Raw genomic sequence first — 17241 nt, 5'->3', positions numbered from 1 at the left:
GATAGCGGCATCTGTATCGCTATCCGCCTTATGAAAATCTTATTCTCTTCGCAGGAGGCGGAATACGCCCAGAACGAGAATAGCTCCCACCACCGCCACCAGGAAGCTGTGCAAATTAAAACCGCTGATGGAGCCGCCAATGCCAAACATGGTCGCCAGCCAGCCGCCGACCACCGCACCGACTATTCCGAGAATACAGGTCAGGAAAAATCCACCACCATCACGCCCCGGCATGATTAGCTTGGCGATAATGCCGGCTATCAGGCCAAAAATAATCCAGGCAATAATTCCCATGTTCAGGCCCTCGTTTCTATGAACAGGACGCAAGAAATGCTTACGTCAACGCTCTAAGTATAGGCAAGGGTAAGTTTGATGTCGGGCGTCTGGTGGTTGATTTGCAGTCAACATGTAAAAAAAAATTCGCGTTTGTATAAAGTTTTGTTAATCGCTACCGATAAACCAAAGACAGTTTGTCGGTCAGGAGTTTTTCCGCGTGAGTCACTACCATGAGCAGTTCCTGAAACAAAATCCTTTAGCAGTACTGGGCGTTTTACGCGATTTGCATAAAGCCGCAATTCCCTTGCGTATCAGTTGGAGTGACGGTCAACTGATCAGCAAAATACTGGCAATAAGCCCGGATAAACTGGTGCTGGATTACGGCAGTCAAGCAGAAGACAACAATGCAGTGCTTAAGGCGCAGCACATTACCATAACCGCCGAAACTCAGGGTGCGAAAGTCGAGTTTACTGTTGAACAATTACAGCAAAGTGAATACCTGCAGCTTCCGGCCTTTATTACCGCACCGCCTCCCACCTTATGGTTTGTACAACGACGCCGATATTTCCGCATCTCCGCCCCGCTCCATCCGCCTTATTTTTGCCAGACCAAACTGGCGGATAACAGCACGTTACGTTTTCGCCTGTATGATTTGTCGTTAGGCGGCATGGGCGCATTACTGGAAACGGCAAAGCCTGCCGGATTGCAAGAAGGCATGCGCTTCGCACAGATTGAAGTCAACATGGGACAATGGGGCATTTTTCACTTTGATGCCCAGTTACTGACGATCAGCGAGCGTAAATTGATCGATGGTAAAAATGAAACCGTCTCCACTCCCCGTCTGAGCTTTCGTTTTCTTAACGTCAGCCCGACGGTGGAGCGGCAATTACAGCGAATTATTTTCTCACTCGAGCGGGAAGCCCGTGAGAAAGCGGACAAAGTACGCGACTGAGTTACATTGCGTCCAGAGCCTGCTCGAGTTTGTAGATATAGCGTGGAGCCTGCGGCGCGGGGTGATTTCTCGCGACGTGATCGAGGAACTCGTCAGCGTCCAGATCGTTGATTTTGCTGATCGCCTTTTTTCGATCTGAGGAGAAAGTCCGTAACAGTGCGCCTGCCCCATTAGCGTATGACACCACCAGCGCATATTGCAGTACTTTCGGATCTTCAATACCTGCCAGCGGGCCGGTTTCCAGAATATTCAGGTAAGCTGCCCCCATTGAGATATTACGCTCTGGATTTTTCAGCTCACTGGTCGTTGGTTCGCCGCTCCAGCCCATGCGACGGTAAACATCGCGTCCGGACGTGGAGGCTTTTAACTGCATCAGACCAATCGCATTCGACTTACTCACCGCGTTCGGGTTACCGCCCGACTCGATAGCGATAATCGCCGTGATCAATTGTGGATCGACACCCCAGGCCGCACCGGCTTTCTGACTTATTGGCATCCACTTCATTGCACGTTGTACCGGAACTTTCGCATTCCACGGAGGGTTCGTATAGTCATGTTTTGATGAACAACCCGCTAATAACACAATCAAAAAGGCAAACCATCTCAATTTCACTTCATCTATCCTTATAGCCTGGAATCGCCGTTGAGGTGACAACGGCACACCTAAGCGGCATGATATACAATTCGTTTCTGTTGTCAGCAAGGAATTGCCATGTCTCAGTTTCACTTAATCGCCCCGTCGGGTTACTGCATTAATCAGCACGCCGCGCAGCGCGGTATTCAACGCCTGATGGATGCGGGTCATCAGGTCAATAACGTAGAGGTCATTGCCCGTCGCTGTGAGCGGTTTGCAGGTACGGAAACGGAGCGTCTGGCGGATATTAATTCTCTTGCAGGGCTGACATCACCCAACACTATCGTACTGGCGGTTCGCGGCGGTTACGGCGCCAGCCGCTTACTGGCGGATATTGACTGGCAGGCGCTGGTTGCTCGCCAACAACATGATCCGTTGCTGATCTGCGGGCATAGCGATTTCACAGCCATCCAGTGTGGGCTGCTGACCCAGGGTAATGTCATCACCTTTAGCGGCCCGATGCTGGTGGCGAATTTTGGCGCGGTAGAGCTGAACGCCTTTACCGAGCACCATTTCTGGCTGGCATTACGCAATGAAACATTCACCATTGAATGGCAAGGGGAAGGCCAGACGTGTCGGACCGAAGGCACGTTGTGGGGAGGCAATCTCGCGATGCTGATTTCGCTGATTGGTACGCCGTGGATGCCGCAAATTGAGAACGGTATTCTGGTGCTGGAAGATATTAACGAGCACCCTTTCCGCGTCGAACGTATGCTGTTACAGCTCTATCATGCCGGAATTTTACCGCGTCAAAAGGCGATTATCCTCGGTAGCTTCAGTGGTAGCACGCCCAATGATTATGACGCGGGTTACAACCTGGAGTCGGTGTACGCGTTCTTGCGTTCCCGCCTGTCTATTCCACTCATAACTGGCCTCGATTTTGGTCATGAACAACGCACAGTTACGCTGCCGTTGGGCGCACATGCCACGCTTAATCACACCCAGGAAGGCACACAGTTGACGATTAGTGGTCATCCTGTTCTTAAAGTGTAAAAAAATCACGTTTCAGGGCTAAGTAAAACGCTGTTTCTGCCGCTAATATGGTAGGGTTTATATAAGAGACAGCGTAATCAGGAGTAACCGACCGTTGGATGCCACAACAATAATTAGCCTTTTCATCTTAGGATCCATCCTTGTCACCAGCAGTATTTTACTTAGTTCATTTTCTTCCCGTCTTGGCATTCCCATTCTGGTTATTTTTCTGGCGATCGGCATGCTGGCGGGGGTTGATGGCGTCGGCGGCATCCCGTTTGATAATTATCCTTTTGCTTACATGGTAAGTAACCTCGCGCTGGCGATTATTTTGCTCGACGGTGGGATGCGTACCCAGGCCAGTTCATTTCGCGTGGCGTTAGGTCCGGCGCTGTCACTGGCGACGGTGGGCGTGCTGATTACTTCTGGTTTAACCGGCATGATGGCGGCGTGGCTGTTTAATCTCAATTTGATTGAAGGCTTATTAATCGGCGCCATTGTCGGTTCCACGGATGCCGCTGCGGTATTTTCTCTGCTTGGCGGCAAGGGGCTTAACGAACGTGTTGGCTCTACGCTGGAAATAGAATCCGGCAGTAATGATCCGATGGCCGTGTTTCTGACCATTACCCTGATTGCGATGATCCAGCATCATGAGAGCAATATTAGCTGGATGTTCATTGTCGATATTCTGCAACAATTTGGTCTGGGCATTGTAATAGGTCTTGGCGGCGGTTATTTACTGCTGCAAATGATCAACCGCATCGCCCTGCCCGCCGGATTATATCCATTGCTGGCATTAAGTGGCGGTATTCTGATTTTCTCATTAACTACTGCGCTGGAAGGTAGCGGTATTCTGGCGGTGTATCTGTGCGGTTTTCTGCTGGGTAATCGCCCTATTCGCAACCGCTACGGCATTCTGCAGAATTTCGACGGCCTCGCCTGGCTGGCGCAAATCGCCATGTTCCTGGTACTTGGGCTGTTGGTTAACCCAAGCGACTTACTGCCTATTGCCATTCCGGCGCTCATTTTGTCCGCATGGATGATTTTCTTCGCTCGTCCCCTTTCGGTATTTGCCGGATTGCTGCCGTTCCGTGGCTTCAATTTGCGTGAGCGCATATTTATCAGTTGGGTCGGGCTGCGCGGCGCGGTGCCGATTATCCTGGCGGTATTCCCGATGATGGCGGGCCTGGAGAATGCGCGTCTGTTCTTTAATGTCGCCTTCTTCGTGGTTCTGGTTTCGCTGTTGTTACAGGGAACATCGCTCTCGTGGGCGGCGAAAAAAGCCAAAGTGGTGGTTCCGCCCGTCGGACGCCCGGTATCACGCGTTGGCCTTGATATTCATCCGGAAAACCCGTGGGAACAGTTTGTTTATCAGTTGAGTGCCGATAAATGGTGCGTGGGCGCGGCGCTGCGCGATCTGCATATGCCAAAAGAGACGCGTATTGCGGCACTGTTTCGTGATAACCAGTTGCTTCATCCCACTGGCAGCACCCGACTGCGTGAAGGCGATGTCTTGTGCGTGATTGGTCGGGAACGCGATCTCCCGGCGCTCGGTAAACTGTTCAGCCAGTCACCGCCAGTCGCGCTGGATCAACGCTTCTTTGGTGACTTCATTCTTGAAGCCAGTGCCAAATATGCCGATGTGGCGCTGATATATGGTCTGGAAGACGGTCGGGAGTATCGCGATAAACAGCAAACGCTGGGGGAAATTGTCCAGCAATTGTTAGGCGCGGCTCCGGTTGTCGGTGATCAGGTGGAGTTTGCCGGGATGATCTGGACGGTGGCCGAGAAAGAAGATAATGAAGTGCTGAAGATTGGCGTTCGGGTAGCGGAGGAAGAAGCCGAATCTTAAGTTTGATCCGTCTTGTATCGCCGGATACGACGCTGGTCACATCCGGCTACAACAAGTTACACCGTCACAACAGGCACACGTAACGCCAGCGCGCACATCAACTCATAGCCAACGGTTCCGGCAGCGGCGGCGACATCATCAATTTTGATCTCTTTGCCCCACAGCTCAACCGGGGTACCAATACCCGCCTGCGGGCAATGCGTTAAATCGACCGCCAGCATATCCATCGAGACAGTCCCTACCGTCATGGTGCGTACGCCGTCGACTAAAACAGGGGTACCGGTTGGCGCATGCCGCGGATAACCGTCAGCGTATCCGGCGGCGACAATGCCGATTCGCTGTTCATCACGCGCGGTATAGCGACCGCCATAGCCCACGCGCTCTCCCGCTTTCAGCGTCTGGACACCAATAATCTCGCTACTTAACGTCATTACCGGACGTAATCCGGTATTGGCGATATCGCGCCACTGACCGGACGGTGATGCACCATACAAAACAATCCCCGGACGCACCCAGTCAAAATGCGCTTCCGGATGCCACAGCGTCGCCGCCGAGTTAGACAACGAGCGTCGACACTCCAGCCCTTCCGCCGCCTGGTCAACACGAGCCATCGCCTCGGTAATCCCATCAGGATGTTCGGCCTCGGCAAAATGCGACATCAGGGTCATTTCGCCAACATTCGCCATCGCCCGCAGCTGCTGCCAGACGGTGGACACGCGATCGGGCAGGAAGCCCAGCCGATTCATTCCACTGTTCACTTTAAGATAAATATCCAGTGGTGCTTTTAGTCGCGCGTTTTGCAACGCTTTGAGCTGCCAGTTACTGTGAACGCAGGTAGTCAGGCGATACTGGTCATAAATCTCCAGATCCTGGGCGTGGAAAAAACCTTCCAACATGAGGATCGGCCCTTTCCAGCCGCGCTCACGTAGGGTAATGGCCTCTTCCAGATTAAGTAAGGCAAAGCCATCAGTCGCCCCGAGCGCACTCCAGATACGTTCAATACCATGCCCATACGCGTTCGCTTTTACCACCGACCAGACGCGCGCATGCGGCGCGGCCTGGCGGACAATGTTCAGATTCTGTTTTAATGCCTGTAGATCGAGGCTGGCCTGTATCGGTCTGGTCATCTCGATTCCTTAGCTGTGCGCGCCATGTAAATGGCCCGGGCGTGATGGCGTAAATCCACGGCTGTAGCGCGCTACGCTTAGATCTTCATACGGGATCGCTGGCGTGCGCCCCGAGAGCAGATCGCTTAACAACTGACCGGAACCGCAAGCCATCGTCCAGCCGAGCGTGCCGTGACCGGTATTCAGCCACAGATTTTTAAAGCGTGAACGACCAACAATCGGCGTGCCGTCTGGCGTCATCGGGCGCAGACCGGTCCAGAAAGTAGCCTGCTCGACATGACCGCCGCGCGGATAGAGATCGCGAACGACCATTTCCAGCGTTTCACGACGCGGCTGTAACAGTTCAGTGTTAAAGCCAACAATTTCCGCCATCCCGCCAACGCGGATACGGTTATCGAAACGGGTAATGGCGATTTTGTAGGTTTCATCAAGAATGGTGGATACCGGCGCGCCATCTTCCTGCGCAATTGGAATGGTCAGGGAATACCCCTTCAGCGGATACACAGGAATATCAACAATGCCTTTGAGCATCGCCGTCGAGTAAGAACCAAACGCCATCACATACGCATCGGCCTTAATCACTTCATCACCACACTTCACGCCGTAGATTTGCTCGCCGTCGCAAAGTAGTTGATCAACGGGCGTATTAAAGCGGAATTTAACCCCCGCCTGCTCCGCCATCCGCGCCAGATTCTGGGTAAACAGCTGGCAGTCTCCGGTTTCATCATTGGGCAATTGCAGACCGCCGGTCAGTTTATGCGCCACTTCTGCCAGTGCGGGCTCCACTTCTGCCAGGCGGCTGGATTCCAGTAATTTGTACGGCACACCAGCATCTTCCAGCACGGCGATATCGCGGGTGGCATTTTCATACTGTTGTTCGGTACGGAACAGTTGCAGCGTCCCGCCCTGCCGACCTTCATACTGGATATTTGTCTCTGCGCGTAATGCTTTCAGGCAATCACGGCTGTATTCCGCCAGGCGCACCATCCGCCCTTTATTTTCCATATAGTGGCTGGTGTCGCAGTTACGTAACATTTGCCACATCCATTTCAACTGGAACTGCGTACCGTCGAGACGAACGGCCAGCGGCGCATGGCGCTGAAACATCCATTTAATCGCTTTTAAAGGCACGCCTGGTGCTGCCCACGGCGCGGCATAGCCAGGGGAGATTTGCCCGGCATTCGCTGCGCTGGTTTCAAGAGCCGCCCCCGGTTCCCGATCAATGACGGTGACCTCATGTCCTGCCTGATTCAGATACCAGGCGCTGGCAACGCCTACCACACCACTTCCCAGTATGACAACTCGCATAGCCACTCCGATAACGGTAGATACAGTAAAAGAATAATAATCTAATTACATCTTGATAACTCAGTTGAAAATATTATTCAACATATGGGTTTTTTATGGTGAGCCAGCTCACATCTCCCTGACACAGCGGGAATATGCTGTCTTTGGCATCTCCTGCTGAACGTGCTTTTTATCCAGCAGAAAATTCCGTTGAGAAGCTAATTATTGGCACTCCGATAATAAGAAATCGCAAAGAAAAAAATTCTCCGGCGACGCGGTTTTTAACAGGTGTTCTATGCTTGAAATGAGGTGCTCCACACAGAGAGCGCCGACAACAATGAGGTGCGCGTATGGCGACGATCGATTCTATGAATAAGGACACCACACGTTTGAGCGATGGACCCGACTGGACGTTCGACCTGCTGGATGTTTACCTTGCAGAGATAGACCGGGTGGCGAAACTCTATCGGCTGGATACCTACCCGCACCAGATTGAAGTGATCACTTCGGAACAGATGATGGATGCCTACTCCAGCGTCGGCATGCCGATTAACTATCCGCACTGGTCATTCGGTAAAAAGTTTATCGAAACCGAACGTCTGTATAAGCACGGTCAACAAGGGCTGGCCTATGAAATTGTCATTAACTCTAACCCGTGTATCGCTTACCTGATGGAAGAGAACACCATTACCATGCAGGCGCTGGTGATGGCACATGCCTGCTATGGTCACAACTCTTTCTTCAAAAACAATTACCTGTTTCGCAGCTGGACCGACGCCAGTTCGATTGTCGATTATCTGATTTTTGCCCGTAAATATATTACCGAGTGCGAAGAGCGTTATGGCGTTGATGAAGTAGAAAAGCTGCTGGACTCCTGTCATGCCCTGATGAACTACGGTGTGGATCGTTATAAACGCCCACAAAAAATCTCGCTGCAAGAGGAGAAAGCCCGGCAGAAAAGTCGCGAAGAGTATCTGCAAAGCCAGGTCAATATGCTCTGGAGAACGCTGCCTAAACGCGAGGAAGAGAAAACCGTTGCCGAAGCGCGTCGCTATCCATCCGAACCACAAGAAAACCTGCTCTATTTTATGGAGAAAAATGCGCCGCTGCTGGAATCATGGCAGCGTGAAATTCTGCGTATTGTGCGTAAGGTGAGCCAGTATTTTTATCCGCAAAAACAGACTCAGGTGATGAACGAAGGCTGGGCGACCTTCTGGCACTACACCATCCTTAACCATCTGTACGATGAAGGGAAAGTGACCGAACGCTTTATGCTGGAGTTTTTGCACAGCCACACCAATGTGGTTTTCCAGCCGCCCTATAACAGCCCGTGGTACAGCGGAATAAATCCGTATGCGCTTGGTTTCGCCATGTTCCAGGATATTAAACGGATTTGTCAGTCGCCGACGGAAGAAGACAAATACTGGTTCCCGGATATCGCCGGTTCTGACTGGCTGGAAACATTGCATTTTGCGATGCGTGATTTCAAAGATGAGAGTTTTATCAGCCAGTTCCTGTCACCGAAAGTGATGCGTGATTTCCGCTTCTTCACCGTGCTGGATGACGATCGCCATAATTATCTGGAAATTTCTGCCATTCATAATGAGGAAGGTTATCGGGAGATCCGTAACCGATTATCGTCGCAATATAACTTAAGTAATCTGGAGCCGAATATTCAGATCTGGAACGTGGATTTACGCGGCGACCGTTCACTGACGCTGCGCTACATTCCGCATAACCGCGCTCCGCTGGACCGGGGGCGTAAAGAGGTGTTGAAGCATGTGCATCGCCTGTGGGGATTTGATGTAATGCTCGAACAGCAAAACGAAGACGGCAGCGTCGAGTTGCTGGAACGTTGCCCGCCGAGAATGGGAAATCTGTAAAAACAACAAAAAACCCCTCGTTTGAGGGGTTTACTTTTTAAACGGAAGGGATTATCGCCCCTGAATGGCTAAATCACCCGGCAGATTTTTCTGCATCCGGTGCCATATCTCGCCACTCTCATGCCCATAGCGGCGCACTGTTTCGTAAACCTGATCATGCGCGCCTTCAGTGCACAATGCCGATAGCTTGTGATAGAAGCCCAGTGCCAGACTGCGCGCCTCCGGATTAGCGAAATAGTGACGACCAATTCGCGTATACAGCCCTTTCATCCCGTTGAGGATCAGACCGTAAATTGGGTTACCGGAAGCAAACGCCAGACCGCGGAAAATGTTGTAATCCAGGTCAGCAAAGGCGTCGGCGTGATCGGCCACTTCATTGGCGGTTGCCAGCACTTCTTGCGCTTTATCAGGATGCTGACGAAACGCGGTGCGAATAAAAATTGTCGAAATATTGGTACGCACTGACAGCAAATTATCAATAAGCTGCGGCACACTTTCGTGATCCAGTCGCGCCAGCGTCTCAAGAATATTCAACCCGGAGGTTTCCCAGAAATTATTCACCTTCGTCGGTTTGCCGTGTTGAATAGTCAGCCAGCCGTCTCGCGCCAGGCGCTGCAACACTTCACGTAACGTAGTACGCGTTACGCCAATTAATTCTGAAAGTTCACGTTCTGCGGGCAAAATAGTCCCGGGAGGGAAGCGGTTATTCCAGATACTTTCAATAATGTACTCTTCCGCGAAACCCGCCGGGCTTTGCGCCTTAATGACCATAGTGAGATTTCCATAACACAGCAAAACAAAGTTGCACTCATCATACCAGAGGGCTAATCACGCTGATAGCAGACAAAAAGAAGAAAAAAGGGATCAAGGCTTCATTTTCTGCATCTCTTTCTCCTTGATCATCAATACTTGCCTCACTCCTGCACGACCGTTAAGCTTTGCGCTTAAACATAAAAACATCATTGATTATTACTAAGGTAAGGGAAACCATCATGGAAATCTCCTGGGGCCGCGCGTTATGGCGCAATTTTTTAGGCCAGTCACCCGACTGGTACAAACTTGCCCTCATCATTTTTTTAATTATTAACCCGCTCATTTTTCTCATCAGTCCTTTTGTTGCTGGCTGGCTGCTGGTAGCGGAGTTTATTTTCACACTGGCAATGGCCCTGAAATGCTACCCGCTGCTCCCCGGCGGTCTATTGGCTATCGAAGCCGTCTTCATCGGCATGACCAGCGCGAAACATGTCCGTGAAGAAGTGGCGGCAAACCTTGAAGTCTTGCTGTTACTGATGTTTATGGTGGCGGGCATCTATTTTATGAAACAGCTGTTGCTGTTCATTTTTACTCGCTTGCTGTTAAGCATTCGCTCCAAAATGCTGCTATCGCTCTCTTTTTGCATTGCGGCAGCGTTTCTCTCCGCGTTCCTCGATGCTTTAACCGTCGTGGCGGTGGTGATCAGTGTTGCAGTAGGCTTTTATGGCATTTATCACCGCGTAGCCTCTTCCCGTACCGAAGATACCGACCTGCAAGACGATAGTCATATCGACCAGCATTACAAAGTTGTTCTGGAGCAGTTCCGTGGGTTCCTGCGTAGTCTGATGATGCACGCTGGCGTCGGTACCGCATTAGGTGGCGTAATGACCATGGTGGGTGAGCCGCAAAACCTGATTATCGCCAAAGCCGCTGGCTGGCATTTTGGCGATTTCTTCCTGCGCATGTCACCAGTGACCGTTCCGGTTCTGGTTTGCGGTCTGTTAACCTGCCTGTTGGTGGAGAAGCTGCGTTGGTTTGGCTACGGTGAAACGCTGCCGGAGAAAGTCCGCGAAGTGCTGCAACAGTTTGACGATCAAAGCCGCCACCAGCGTACCCGTCAGGATAAAATTCGTCTGATTGTCCAGGCGATTATCGGCGTCTGGCTGGTGACTGCACTGGCGTTGCATCTGGCGGAAGTTGGCTTGATTGGTTTGTCGGTCATTATTCTGGCGACATCATTGACCGGTGTCACCGATGAACATGCCATCGGCAAAGCCTTCACCGAATCTCTGCCATTCACCGCACTGTTGACCGTCTTTTTCTCGGTAGTCGCAGTAATTATCGACCAGCAGCTGTTCTCCCCGATTATCCAGTTTGTGCTGCAGGCATCGGAACATGCTCAGCTTTCGCTGTTCTATATTTTCAACGGTCTGCTGTCATCCATTTCGGATAACGTCTTTGTGGGGACGATTTATATCAACGAAGCGAAAGCGGCAATGGAGAGTGGTGCGATTACGTTGAAGCAATACGAACTTCTGGCAGTTGCCATTAATACCGGGACCAACCTGCCCTCCGTCGCTACGCCGAACGGTCAGGCTGCGTTCCTGTTCCTGCTGACCTCTGCACTCGCGCCATTGATTCGCCTCTCTTATGGTCGCATGGTGTGGATGGCCCTGCCTTATACCCTCGTACTGACTCTCGTCGGACTGCTCTGCGTCGAGTTTACGCTTGCCCCTGTAACCGAATGGTTTATGCAAATGGGCTGGATAGCAGCGCTTTGATAACAACTAACCGGGCATATTGATGCCCGGTTTGTCTTTTCGCCCGATAATTGTTCGATTACGATCGATTTTTGATTCCCCCTGGTGGCGCAGCGAATGAATTGGTTTAAACTGCGCATTCTATGCATATTGCAGGGATATTATTATGTTGCGATTTTTGAACCAATGTTCACAGGGTCGGGGTGCGTGGCTGTTGATGGCGTTTACCGCTCTGGCACTGGAACTGACGGCGCTGTGGTTCCAGCATGTGATGTTACTTAAACCTTGCGTGCTCTGTATTTATGAACGCTGTGCGTTATTCGGCGTTCTGGGTGCCGCGCTGATTGGCGCTATTGCTCCGAAAACTCCGCTGCGTTATGTGGCGATGATTATCTGGTTATACAGTGCGTTCCGCGGTGTGCAGTTAACTTACGAACACACTATGCTTCAACTCTATCCGTCACCGTTTGCGACCTGTGATTTTATGGTTCGCTTCCCGGACTGGCTGCCGCTGGATAAATGGGTGCCACAAGTGTTTGTCGCCTCTGGCGATTGTGCCGAGCGTCAGTGGGAATTTTTAGGTCTGGAAATGCCACAGTGGTTGCTCGGTATTTTTATCGCTTACCTGATTGTCGCGGTGCTGGTGGTGATTTCCCAGCCGTTTAAAGCGAAAAAACGTGATCTGTTTGGTCGCTAATCAATTCGGCGCTCCTGCGGGAGCGTCTTTTTCCTGCCGCTATGTTTATTTGACCCGCAGTAAATCAGAACTTCGTGTTGTATAACGTGGTGAAAGCATGGCTCGCTTCATCTGCCATTGTTGCTGGATCCCCTGCCCTGCAAAATAGAGTGTTCCCCTGCCATCCTTAGCATTCAGCATATCCATTACCGCCATCAATTGTTCACTACCGGGACGCGGTGCGTTGTTATCGAACAAATTTAGTTGCGCCACTCCCTGACTAAAGAAATCACCCAGCATCACGCCCGCTTTTTGGTAGCGATGGTCCGATTGCCAGATGGCGTCCAGAGATCGCGTAGCCGCGTTAATAATGTCTCTGCTGTCCTGGGTAGGCGTCAACAGTTTTACCGACGCGCTATTGCCGTAATAGGATTCATTGAGCGCAAATGGCGACGTTTTAATAAACGTGGAGATAAACCGACAATATTGATGCTCACTGCGGAGTTTTTCTGCCGCCCGGGCGGCGTAACTACAAATGGCCTGCCGCATCGATTCATAATCCGTGATACGTTCGCCAAACGAGCGGGAACAGATAATTTCCTGCTTCGTCGGTGCAAATTCTTCCAGCTGCAAACAGGGTTCGCCGCGCAGTTCACGCACCGTTCTTTCGAGTACCACATTAAAGTGTTTACGAATAAACCGGATATCTGTATCCGCCAAATCCAGAACGGTTTTGATACCCATCGCGTTCAATTTTTTGCTGATGCGCCGTCCAATTCCCCAGACTTCATCTACGGGTAAAGCGGCCATTAATTTACGCTGGCGTTCCAGATTGGATAAATCCACCACCCCACCGGTCTGCCGCTGCCATTTTTTTGCCGCATGATTGGCAAGTTTTGCCAGCGTTTTGGTCTGAGCGATACCCACCCCCACGGTGAGATGCGTGCGTTGCAGTACCGTTGCGCGAATTTCTCTGCCAAAGTCAGTGAGATCGCGGCAGTTACGTACCCCCGTCAAATCGCAGAACGCTTCATCAATACTGTAAATCTCCACGCGAGGAGACAGCTCTTCCAGCGTCGACATCACCCGATTGCTCATGTCTGCGTAAAGCTCATAATTGCTGCTAAAGCAGACAACGCCACAGCGACGAAACAGCTCTTTTTGTTTGAACCAGGGATCGCCCATTTTAACGCCCAGCGCCTTTGCCTCAGCGTTTCGGGCAATAACGCAACCGTCATTATTCGATAGCACAACCACCGGTTTACCCCATAAGTCAGGGCGAAACACCGCTTCACAACTGGCATAAAACGAGTTCACATCGCAAAGGGCAAACATCAGCGCATCGCCTTTATTACATGGACAACTACGCCAAAGACATCCAGCGTATCCTCGCTGCCGAGGGTAATCGGCGAGTACGCGCTATTCATGGGAATAAGCTGTACCGTCGGGCGCAACTGCAATTTTTTCACCGTAAACTCGCCATCGACAGCAGCGATGACGATATCACCGTGGCTGGCGGTAATAGCGCTATCGACAATCAATAAATCACCGTCACTAATCCCACCGTCAATCATGGAGTCTCCGCTCGCTTTGACGAAGTAAGTCGCGCTGGGATGCTGAATAAGCAATTGATTCAGATCGATACGCTGTTCAACGTAATCCGCTGCCGGTGAAGGAAAGCCACACTGAACAAGATCGCTAAATAGCGGAAAAGTCACAATTTCGCGGAGATCCGCAGGCTTGATAAACAACATAATAATCTGCCTGAAGTAATACTGTTTTTATATACAGTAGTCTGTTCTTACCAGCAGATCAATACTGATTCAGGCTATCAATATCTGTCGCTGCGTAGGCTGATCCTTAAGGATTGCCGCCCCACTGTTAACCGTCTGAACGCGGTATGGATATGTCGGTAAGCATTACCTAAAAATACGGTTAATTTTATAGTTTAAACCTTTTTTAGTTATTAGTAAGATACTTGGGCTTCCAAAAAAGCTGGGAAATTCAACGACTCTTGGAAATTTTTGGACCTTGTCCCGCGGCTACAATCCGACAGCCGCGTTTCTTTTTACTATCTAACCTACCGTAAACCTACGGACCTTGATCTACGGCTCATCCTGTACCCGTGTGATCCTGGCCACGTAATGAATGGATAGCAGTGAGTTATCCGGTTACGACATCAACCAGTTCTTTGGTTTCATCACTTCGGACTCTGCCCACCACAATAAATCTGAGAAGATGGACAACGAGAGCAATAACACTGACCATAAATAAGCCTCAAAAAAAAATAATAAAAGAAGCCATTTGTTTTATTAACAACGAGGATTTAATGATCAATAGAATTACAGGTATTTTAGTTAATGGGATATCTTCGATATTAAAATGATATAAAGAGGAGTTATTGTTTTCCTGACACATTGTTCCTGGTGGCGTCCTTCAAGATGGTCATTGAAAATGGTCAAGTCAATAATACCTTCCGATATTTATATTTTTATCGTGAAGCGTTTTTAATATAGCGCTAAAGTTTATCGATCAGCTAAAGACACGTTACCATGGATTAACAGTATGAATGGAGTTTTTTCAGCACGGCGTGATATTAATCACGCCAGAGTTGGATAATGAAAAGCAATATGACAGACAAAAAGTTAATGCAGGACTTTTCCATGAGTGGAGGGCGTTGCGTAACGTTGGATATTTATGCTCAGGAAGATGGGTGTGTTTATTATGTTGAAAATCATGGGGAAGATCAGGATCTTGCTGTGGTTTATCCTGCTCAGGCAGTAGCATTCTACGGCGAATCCATCGCCTGATGGCGCTTCTTTGTCCACTGTCATTTGCATGATTGTAGAGTAAACATAGACTGGAATTGAACAGTCTCACGTAATCAGAATCACCCATATAGCGGATGATTCTCAGTTTCAACCGCCAGTGCATAGCGCTAAATAAAACTAACAACATAAAAGGACTTTATGAATTTTTTTTGCATATTCTACAAGCATATTCACGAGTATTTTTATATCAACTACCTGTAGATCGGATATATAACGACGTCGTTTGATGTCCGAATTTACCGCCTTTCGCTTTATACCCATCAGAACACCTGAGTAGAATAAGCATGCATGTTCAGGCGGTCTAATGAATGTGTCCATTGGTTACGGCATTTGAATTATTGTCATACCGTAGATTATCTTTTTTCGCGTGCTACGATTTACTTAGAAACAGCGATGACGCTCTCACTTTTTAGCTCGAAAATTTTTTGCAGGATTCAGGATTAATACTTCAGCCCATCAGTACAAAATATTTCATACTTCCAATATACCGCCAGCCCTAACTTCATCACGGCACTCTGGCGACACGTCTGGAAAATCGGGGTCATTTCTTCCCGGGTAGCAAATCGCTAATACACTGTGCGCCAGACCTTGTTATTGATGACCAGAAAACCGCAAGGACCATTTTCGCTGCGGCTTGACTGATGCGGATTATTGCGCCCAGTCAGGTTTATTTAAGATATGGTCCTGCCAGTCAATCACTTCCGACTCTTTCACCGCGATATGGCGCACTGAAATGCGTTCGCCATGCATGGCTGCTTTTGAACCGGTAAGTAACGGATGCCACACAGGTAAATCTTTACCCTCCGCCAACAAGCGATAAGCACAAGTCATCGGTAGCCATTCGAACGTGGGCAGATTTTCACGAGTTAATTTAATGCAGTCGGGTTCAAACTCGAAGCGGCGTTCGTAGTTCCGACATTGACAGGTTTTAATATTGAGCTGACGGCAGGCAACGTTAGTGAAGTAGATTTCGTCGGTGTCCTCATCCATCAGTTTATGCAGGCAGCACTGACCACAACCATCACACAACGACTCCCATTCTGCATCGCTCATTTCGTCCAGGGTTTTACTTTGCCAGAAAGGTATATCGCTCATCAGGTGTTCCACCATTACGTTAAAACGCACCTTATAACCAGTCTGGCACGGCGATGCAAGCTTTGCCGCCCCTTTCAGGCGGCAAAAGTATTACAAAACGCGAGTTGTCAAAGAATGACCGCCGAAAGTAACCGTCAATTCATCGCCACTGTGCAGCGGACCAACACCATCAGGCGTGCCTGTCAGCACAACGTCACCGGCCTTAAGGGTAAAAAACTTGCTCATATAAGCAATCAGTGGAACGATTTTGTGGATCATGTCCGCAGTCGTACCTTGTTGGCGTTGTTCGCCGTTTACACTTAGACCCAGCGACGTATTTTGTGGATCACCGCTGAACTCTGCTGCAGGAATAAACCCAGAAAGTGGACACGAGTTATCAAACCCTTTGGCCTTTTCCCACGGCTGTCCGGCTTTCTTCATTTTTCCCTGAACATCACGTAATGTCAGATCGAGCGCCACACCGTAACCTGCAATAGCTTTGCGCACATGCTCTTCCGTGGCCTGACGTAGCGTCGCGCCAATCAACACCGCCAGTTCAACTTCATGATGAACCGAGCCGAAATTAGAGGGGATAGCCAGGGGCTGGCGCAGATCACACAGTGCCGTTTCAGGTTTAATAAACAACACGGGCTCTTCGGGCACTTCACTCCCCATCTCTTTAATATGTTTGGCATAGTTACTGCCAACACAGACGACCTTACTCACCGGATAATCCAGCAGCGCACCTTGCCAGTTGTGATGTTGATACATAACGTTCCTCTCACTTCATCGTGGTTCTTAAAACCCGCTCCAACGAATATGATGCCACCGCCGGATATCGGTTATTTGTCAGTACTGTCTGTATTTTTCGCCATCACAGAAAGATGTTGTTTAAGCAAATCTTCAGGTGGTGGTGGTAACTGGAGATAATAACCTTGCTCGGCTAATGCCTGTTTAACTTTCTCAATATCGGCATTTACCAGTTTTTTCCGCCCATCCAATGGCAGAATCATCGCGAGTTGAGGTTGGCCAAACCCTTTCATCAGCTCCTCTGGAACACGCGAAAAATCGTCTTTTTTTTCGACATATAAATAGGTCTGGTCACGTTTGCTACTTCGATAGATCACACAAAACATAATTTTACTCTGAATAAATGTGGGGGTG

General features: G+C 49.9%; 17 protein-coding genes. 7 read left to right on the top strand and 10 right to left on the bottom strand.

Translation table 11 applies throughout. From position 1 onward, the window contains the following. Nucleotides 1–39: 39 nt before the first annotated feature. Nucleotides 40–294, bottom strand: coding sequence for a GlsB/YeaQ/YmgE family stress response membrane protein (locus D9741_RS12775; protein WP_000511315.1), 255 nt, complete (start codon nucleotides 292–294; stop codon nucleotides 40–42). 199 nt (nucleotides 295–493) lie between these two features. Here D9741_RS12775 and D9741_RS12770 point away from each other — a divergent pair, with 199 nt between their 5' ends. Next, nucleotides 494–1228 carry a flagellar brake protein gene (locus tag D9741_RS12770; protein ID WP_130215970.1) on the top strand — a complete coding sequence of 245 codons (735 nt, stop codon included), beginning with the start codon at nucleotides 494–496 and terminating at the stop codon, nucleotides 1226–1228. A gap of 1 nt (nucleotide 1229) precedes the next feature. Here the strand turns inward: D9741_RS12770 and emtA are convergent, their stop codons facing one another. After that, on the bottom strand, nucleotides 1230–1841 hold the full coding sequence (gene emtA, locus D9741_RS12765; protein ID WP_130205637.1) for a membrane-bound lytic murein transglycosylase EmtA: 612 nt from the start codon (nucleotides 1839–1841) through the stop codon (nucleotides 1230–1232). Between the two features lie 99 nt (nucleotides 1842–1940). Here emtA and ldcA point away from each other — a divergent pair, with 99 nt between their 5' ends. Both ldcA and D9741_RS12755 read left to right on the top strand, forming a co-directional pair. Beyond that, the gene (gene ldcA, locus D9741_RS12760; RefSeq protein WP_130215968.1) at nucleotides 1941–2855 is read left to right on the top strand and encodes a muramoyltetrapeptide carboxypeptidase; all 915 of its coding nucleotides are present in this window, start codon (nucleotides 1941–1943) and stop codon (nucleotides 2853–2855) included. A gap of 94 nt (nucleotides 2856–2949) precedes the next feature. Then, nucleotides 2950–4686, top strand: a complete 1737-nt coding sequence (locus tag D9741_RS12755) for a potassium/proton antiporter (RefSeq protein ID WP_130215966.1) — start codon at nucleotides 2950–2952, stop codon at nucleotides 4684–4686. A gap of 56 nt (nucleotides 4687–4742) precedes the next feature. Here D9741_RS12755 and dadX read toward each other — a convergent pair whose 3' ends face one another. Continuing rightward, the gene (gene dadX, locus D9741_RS12750; protein ID WP_130215964.1) at nucleotides 4743–5813 is read right to left on the bottom strand and encodes a catabolic alanine racemase DadX; all 1071 of its coding nucleotides are present in this window, start codon (nucleotides 5811–5813) and stop codon (nucleotides 4743–4745) included. A 9-nt stretch (nucleotides 5814–5822) separates the two neighbouring features. Next, nucleotides 5823–7121 (bottom strand): D-amino acid dehydrogenase, encoded by a 1299-nt coding sequence (gene dadA / locus D9741_RS12745; protein ID WP_130205629.1) that lies wholly within the window; start codon nucleotides 7119–7121, stop codon nucleotides 5823–5825. A gap of 329 nt (nucleotides 7122–7450) precedes the next feature. Here dadA and D9741_RS12740 point away from each other — a divergent pair, with 329 nt between their 5' ends. Then, nucleotides 7451–8983, top strand: coding sequence for a SpoVR family protein (locus tag D9741_RS12740; RefSeq protein ID WP_130205627.1), 1533 nt, complete (start codon nucleotides 7451–7453; stop codon nucleotides 8981–8983). Between the two features lie 51 nt (nucleotides 8984–9034). On the opposite strand, the gene fadR is transcribed toward D9741_RS12740, so the two are convergent. Then, nucleotides 9035–9754 (bottom strand): fatty acid metabolism transcriptional regulator FadR, encoded by a 720-nt coding sequence (fadR, locus tag D9741_RS12735; RefSeq protein WP_130215962.1) that lies wholly within the window; start codon nucleotides 9752–9754, stop codon nucleotides 9035–9037. A gap of 221 nt (nucleotides 9755–9975) precedes the next feature. On the opposite strand from fadR, the gene nhaB reads away from it, so the two are divergent. Both nhaB and dsbB read left to right on the top strand, forming a co-directional pair. Then, nucleotides 9976–11517 (top strand): Na(+)/H(+) antiporter NhaB, encoded by a 1542-nt coding sequence (gene nhaB, locus D9741_RS12730; RefSeq protein WP_130215960.1) that lies wholly within the window; start codon nucleotides 9976–9978, stop codon nucleotides 11515–11517. A gap of 145 nt (nucleotides 11518–11662) precedes the next feature. After that, nucleotides 11663–12193, top strand: a complete 531-nt coding sequence (gene dsbB, locus D9741_RS12725) for a disulfide bond formation protein DsbB (protein WP_130215958.1) — start codon at nucleotides 11663–11665, stop codon at nucleotides 12191–12193. Between the two features lie 45 nt (nucleotides 12194–12238). Here the strand turns inward: dsbB and umuC are convergent, their stop codons facing one another. Both umuC and D9741_RS12715 read right to left on the bottom strand, forming a co-directional pair. Further along, nucleotides 12239–13507, bottom strand: a complete 1269-nt coding sequence (gene umuC / locus D9741_RS12720; protein WP_130215956.1) for a DNA polymerase V catalytic protein — start codon at nucleotides 13505–13507, stop codon at nucleotides 12239–12241. Next, nucleotides 13507–13926, bottom strand: a complete 420-nt coding sequence (locus D9741_RS12715; protein WP_130205617.1) for a translesion error-prone DNA polymerase V autoproteolytic subunit — start codon at nucleotides 13924–13926, stop codon at nucleotides 13507–13509. The genes umuC and D9741_RS12715 overlap by 1 nt, the downstream gene beginning before the upstream one ends. An 864-nt stretch (nucleotides 13927–14790) precedes the next feature. On the opposite strand from D9741_RS12715, the gene D9741_RS23590 reads away from it, so the two are divergent. Next, nucleotides 14791–14982, top strand: coding sequence for a hypothetical protein (locus tag D9741_RS23590; RefSeq protein WP_135384655.1), 192 nt, complete (start codon nucleotides 14791–14793; stop codon nucleotides 14980–14982). Nucleotides 14983–15651: 669 nt separating this feature from the next. Here D9741_RS23590 and D9741_RS12705 read toward each other — a convergent pair. The 3 genes from D9741_RS12705 to D9741_RS12695 all read right to left on the bottom strand — a co-directional run bounded on the left by D9741_RS12705 (nucleotide 15652) and on the right by D9741_RS12695 (nucleotide 17213). Next, the gene (locus D9741_RS12705) at nucleotides 15652–16098 is read right to left on the bottom strand and encodes a YcgN family cysteine cluster protein (RefSeq protein ID WP_205712849.1); all 447 of its coding nucleotides are present in this window, start codon (nucleotides 16096–16098) and stop codon (nucleotides 15652–15654) included. Between the two features lie 90 nt (nucleotides 16099–16188). Next, nucleotides 16189–16848: a fumarylacetoacetate hydrolase family protein gene (locus D9741_RS12700; RefSeq protein ID WP_130205613.1), complete on the bottom strand. Its 660-nt coding sequence runs from the start codon at nucleotides 16846–16848 to the stop codon at nucleotides 16189–16191. 71 nt (nucleotides 16849–16919) lie between these two features. Beyond that, a complete protein-coding gene (locus D9741_RS12695; protein WP_130205736.1) occupies nucleotides 16920–17213 on the bottom strand; it encodes a YcgL domain-containing protein in 294 nt (97 codons plus the stop codon). Nucleotides 17214–17241: the final 28 nt, after the last annotated feature.

The sequence above is a fragment of the Escherichia sp. E14V7 genome (genome assembly GCF_004212225.1).
GTDB lineage: Bacteria > Pseudomonadota > Gammaproteobacteria > Enterobacterales > Enterobacteriaceae > Escherichia.
The sequence above is the reverse complement of the archived record's forward strand: the minus strand, read 5'-3'. Positions and strand labels throughout refer to the sequence as shown.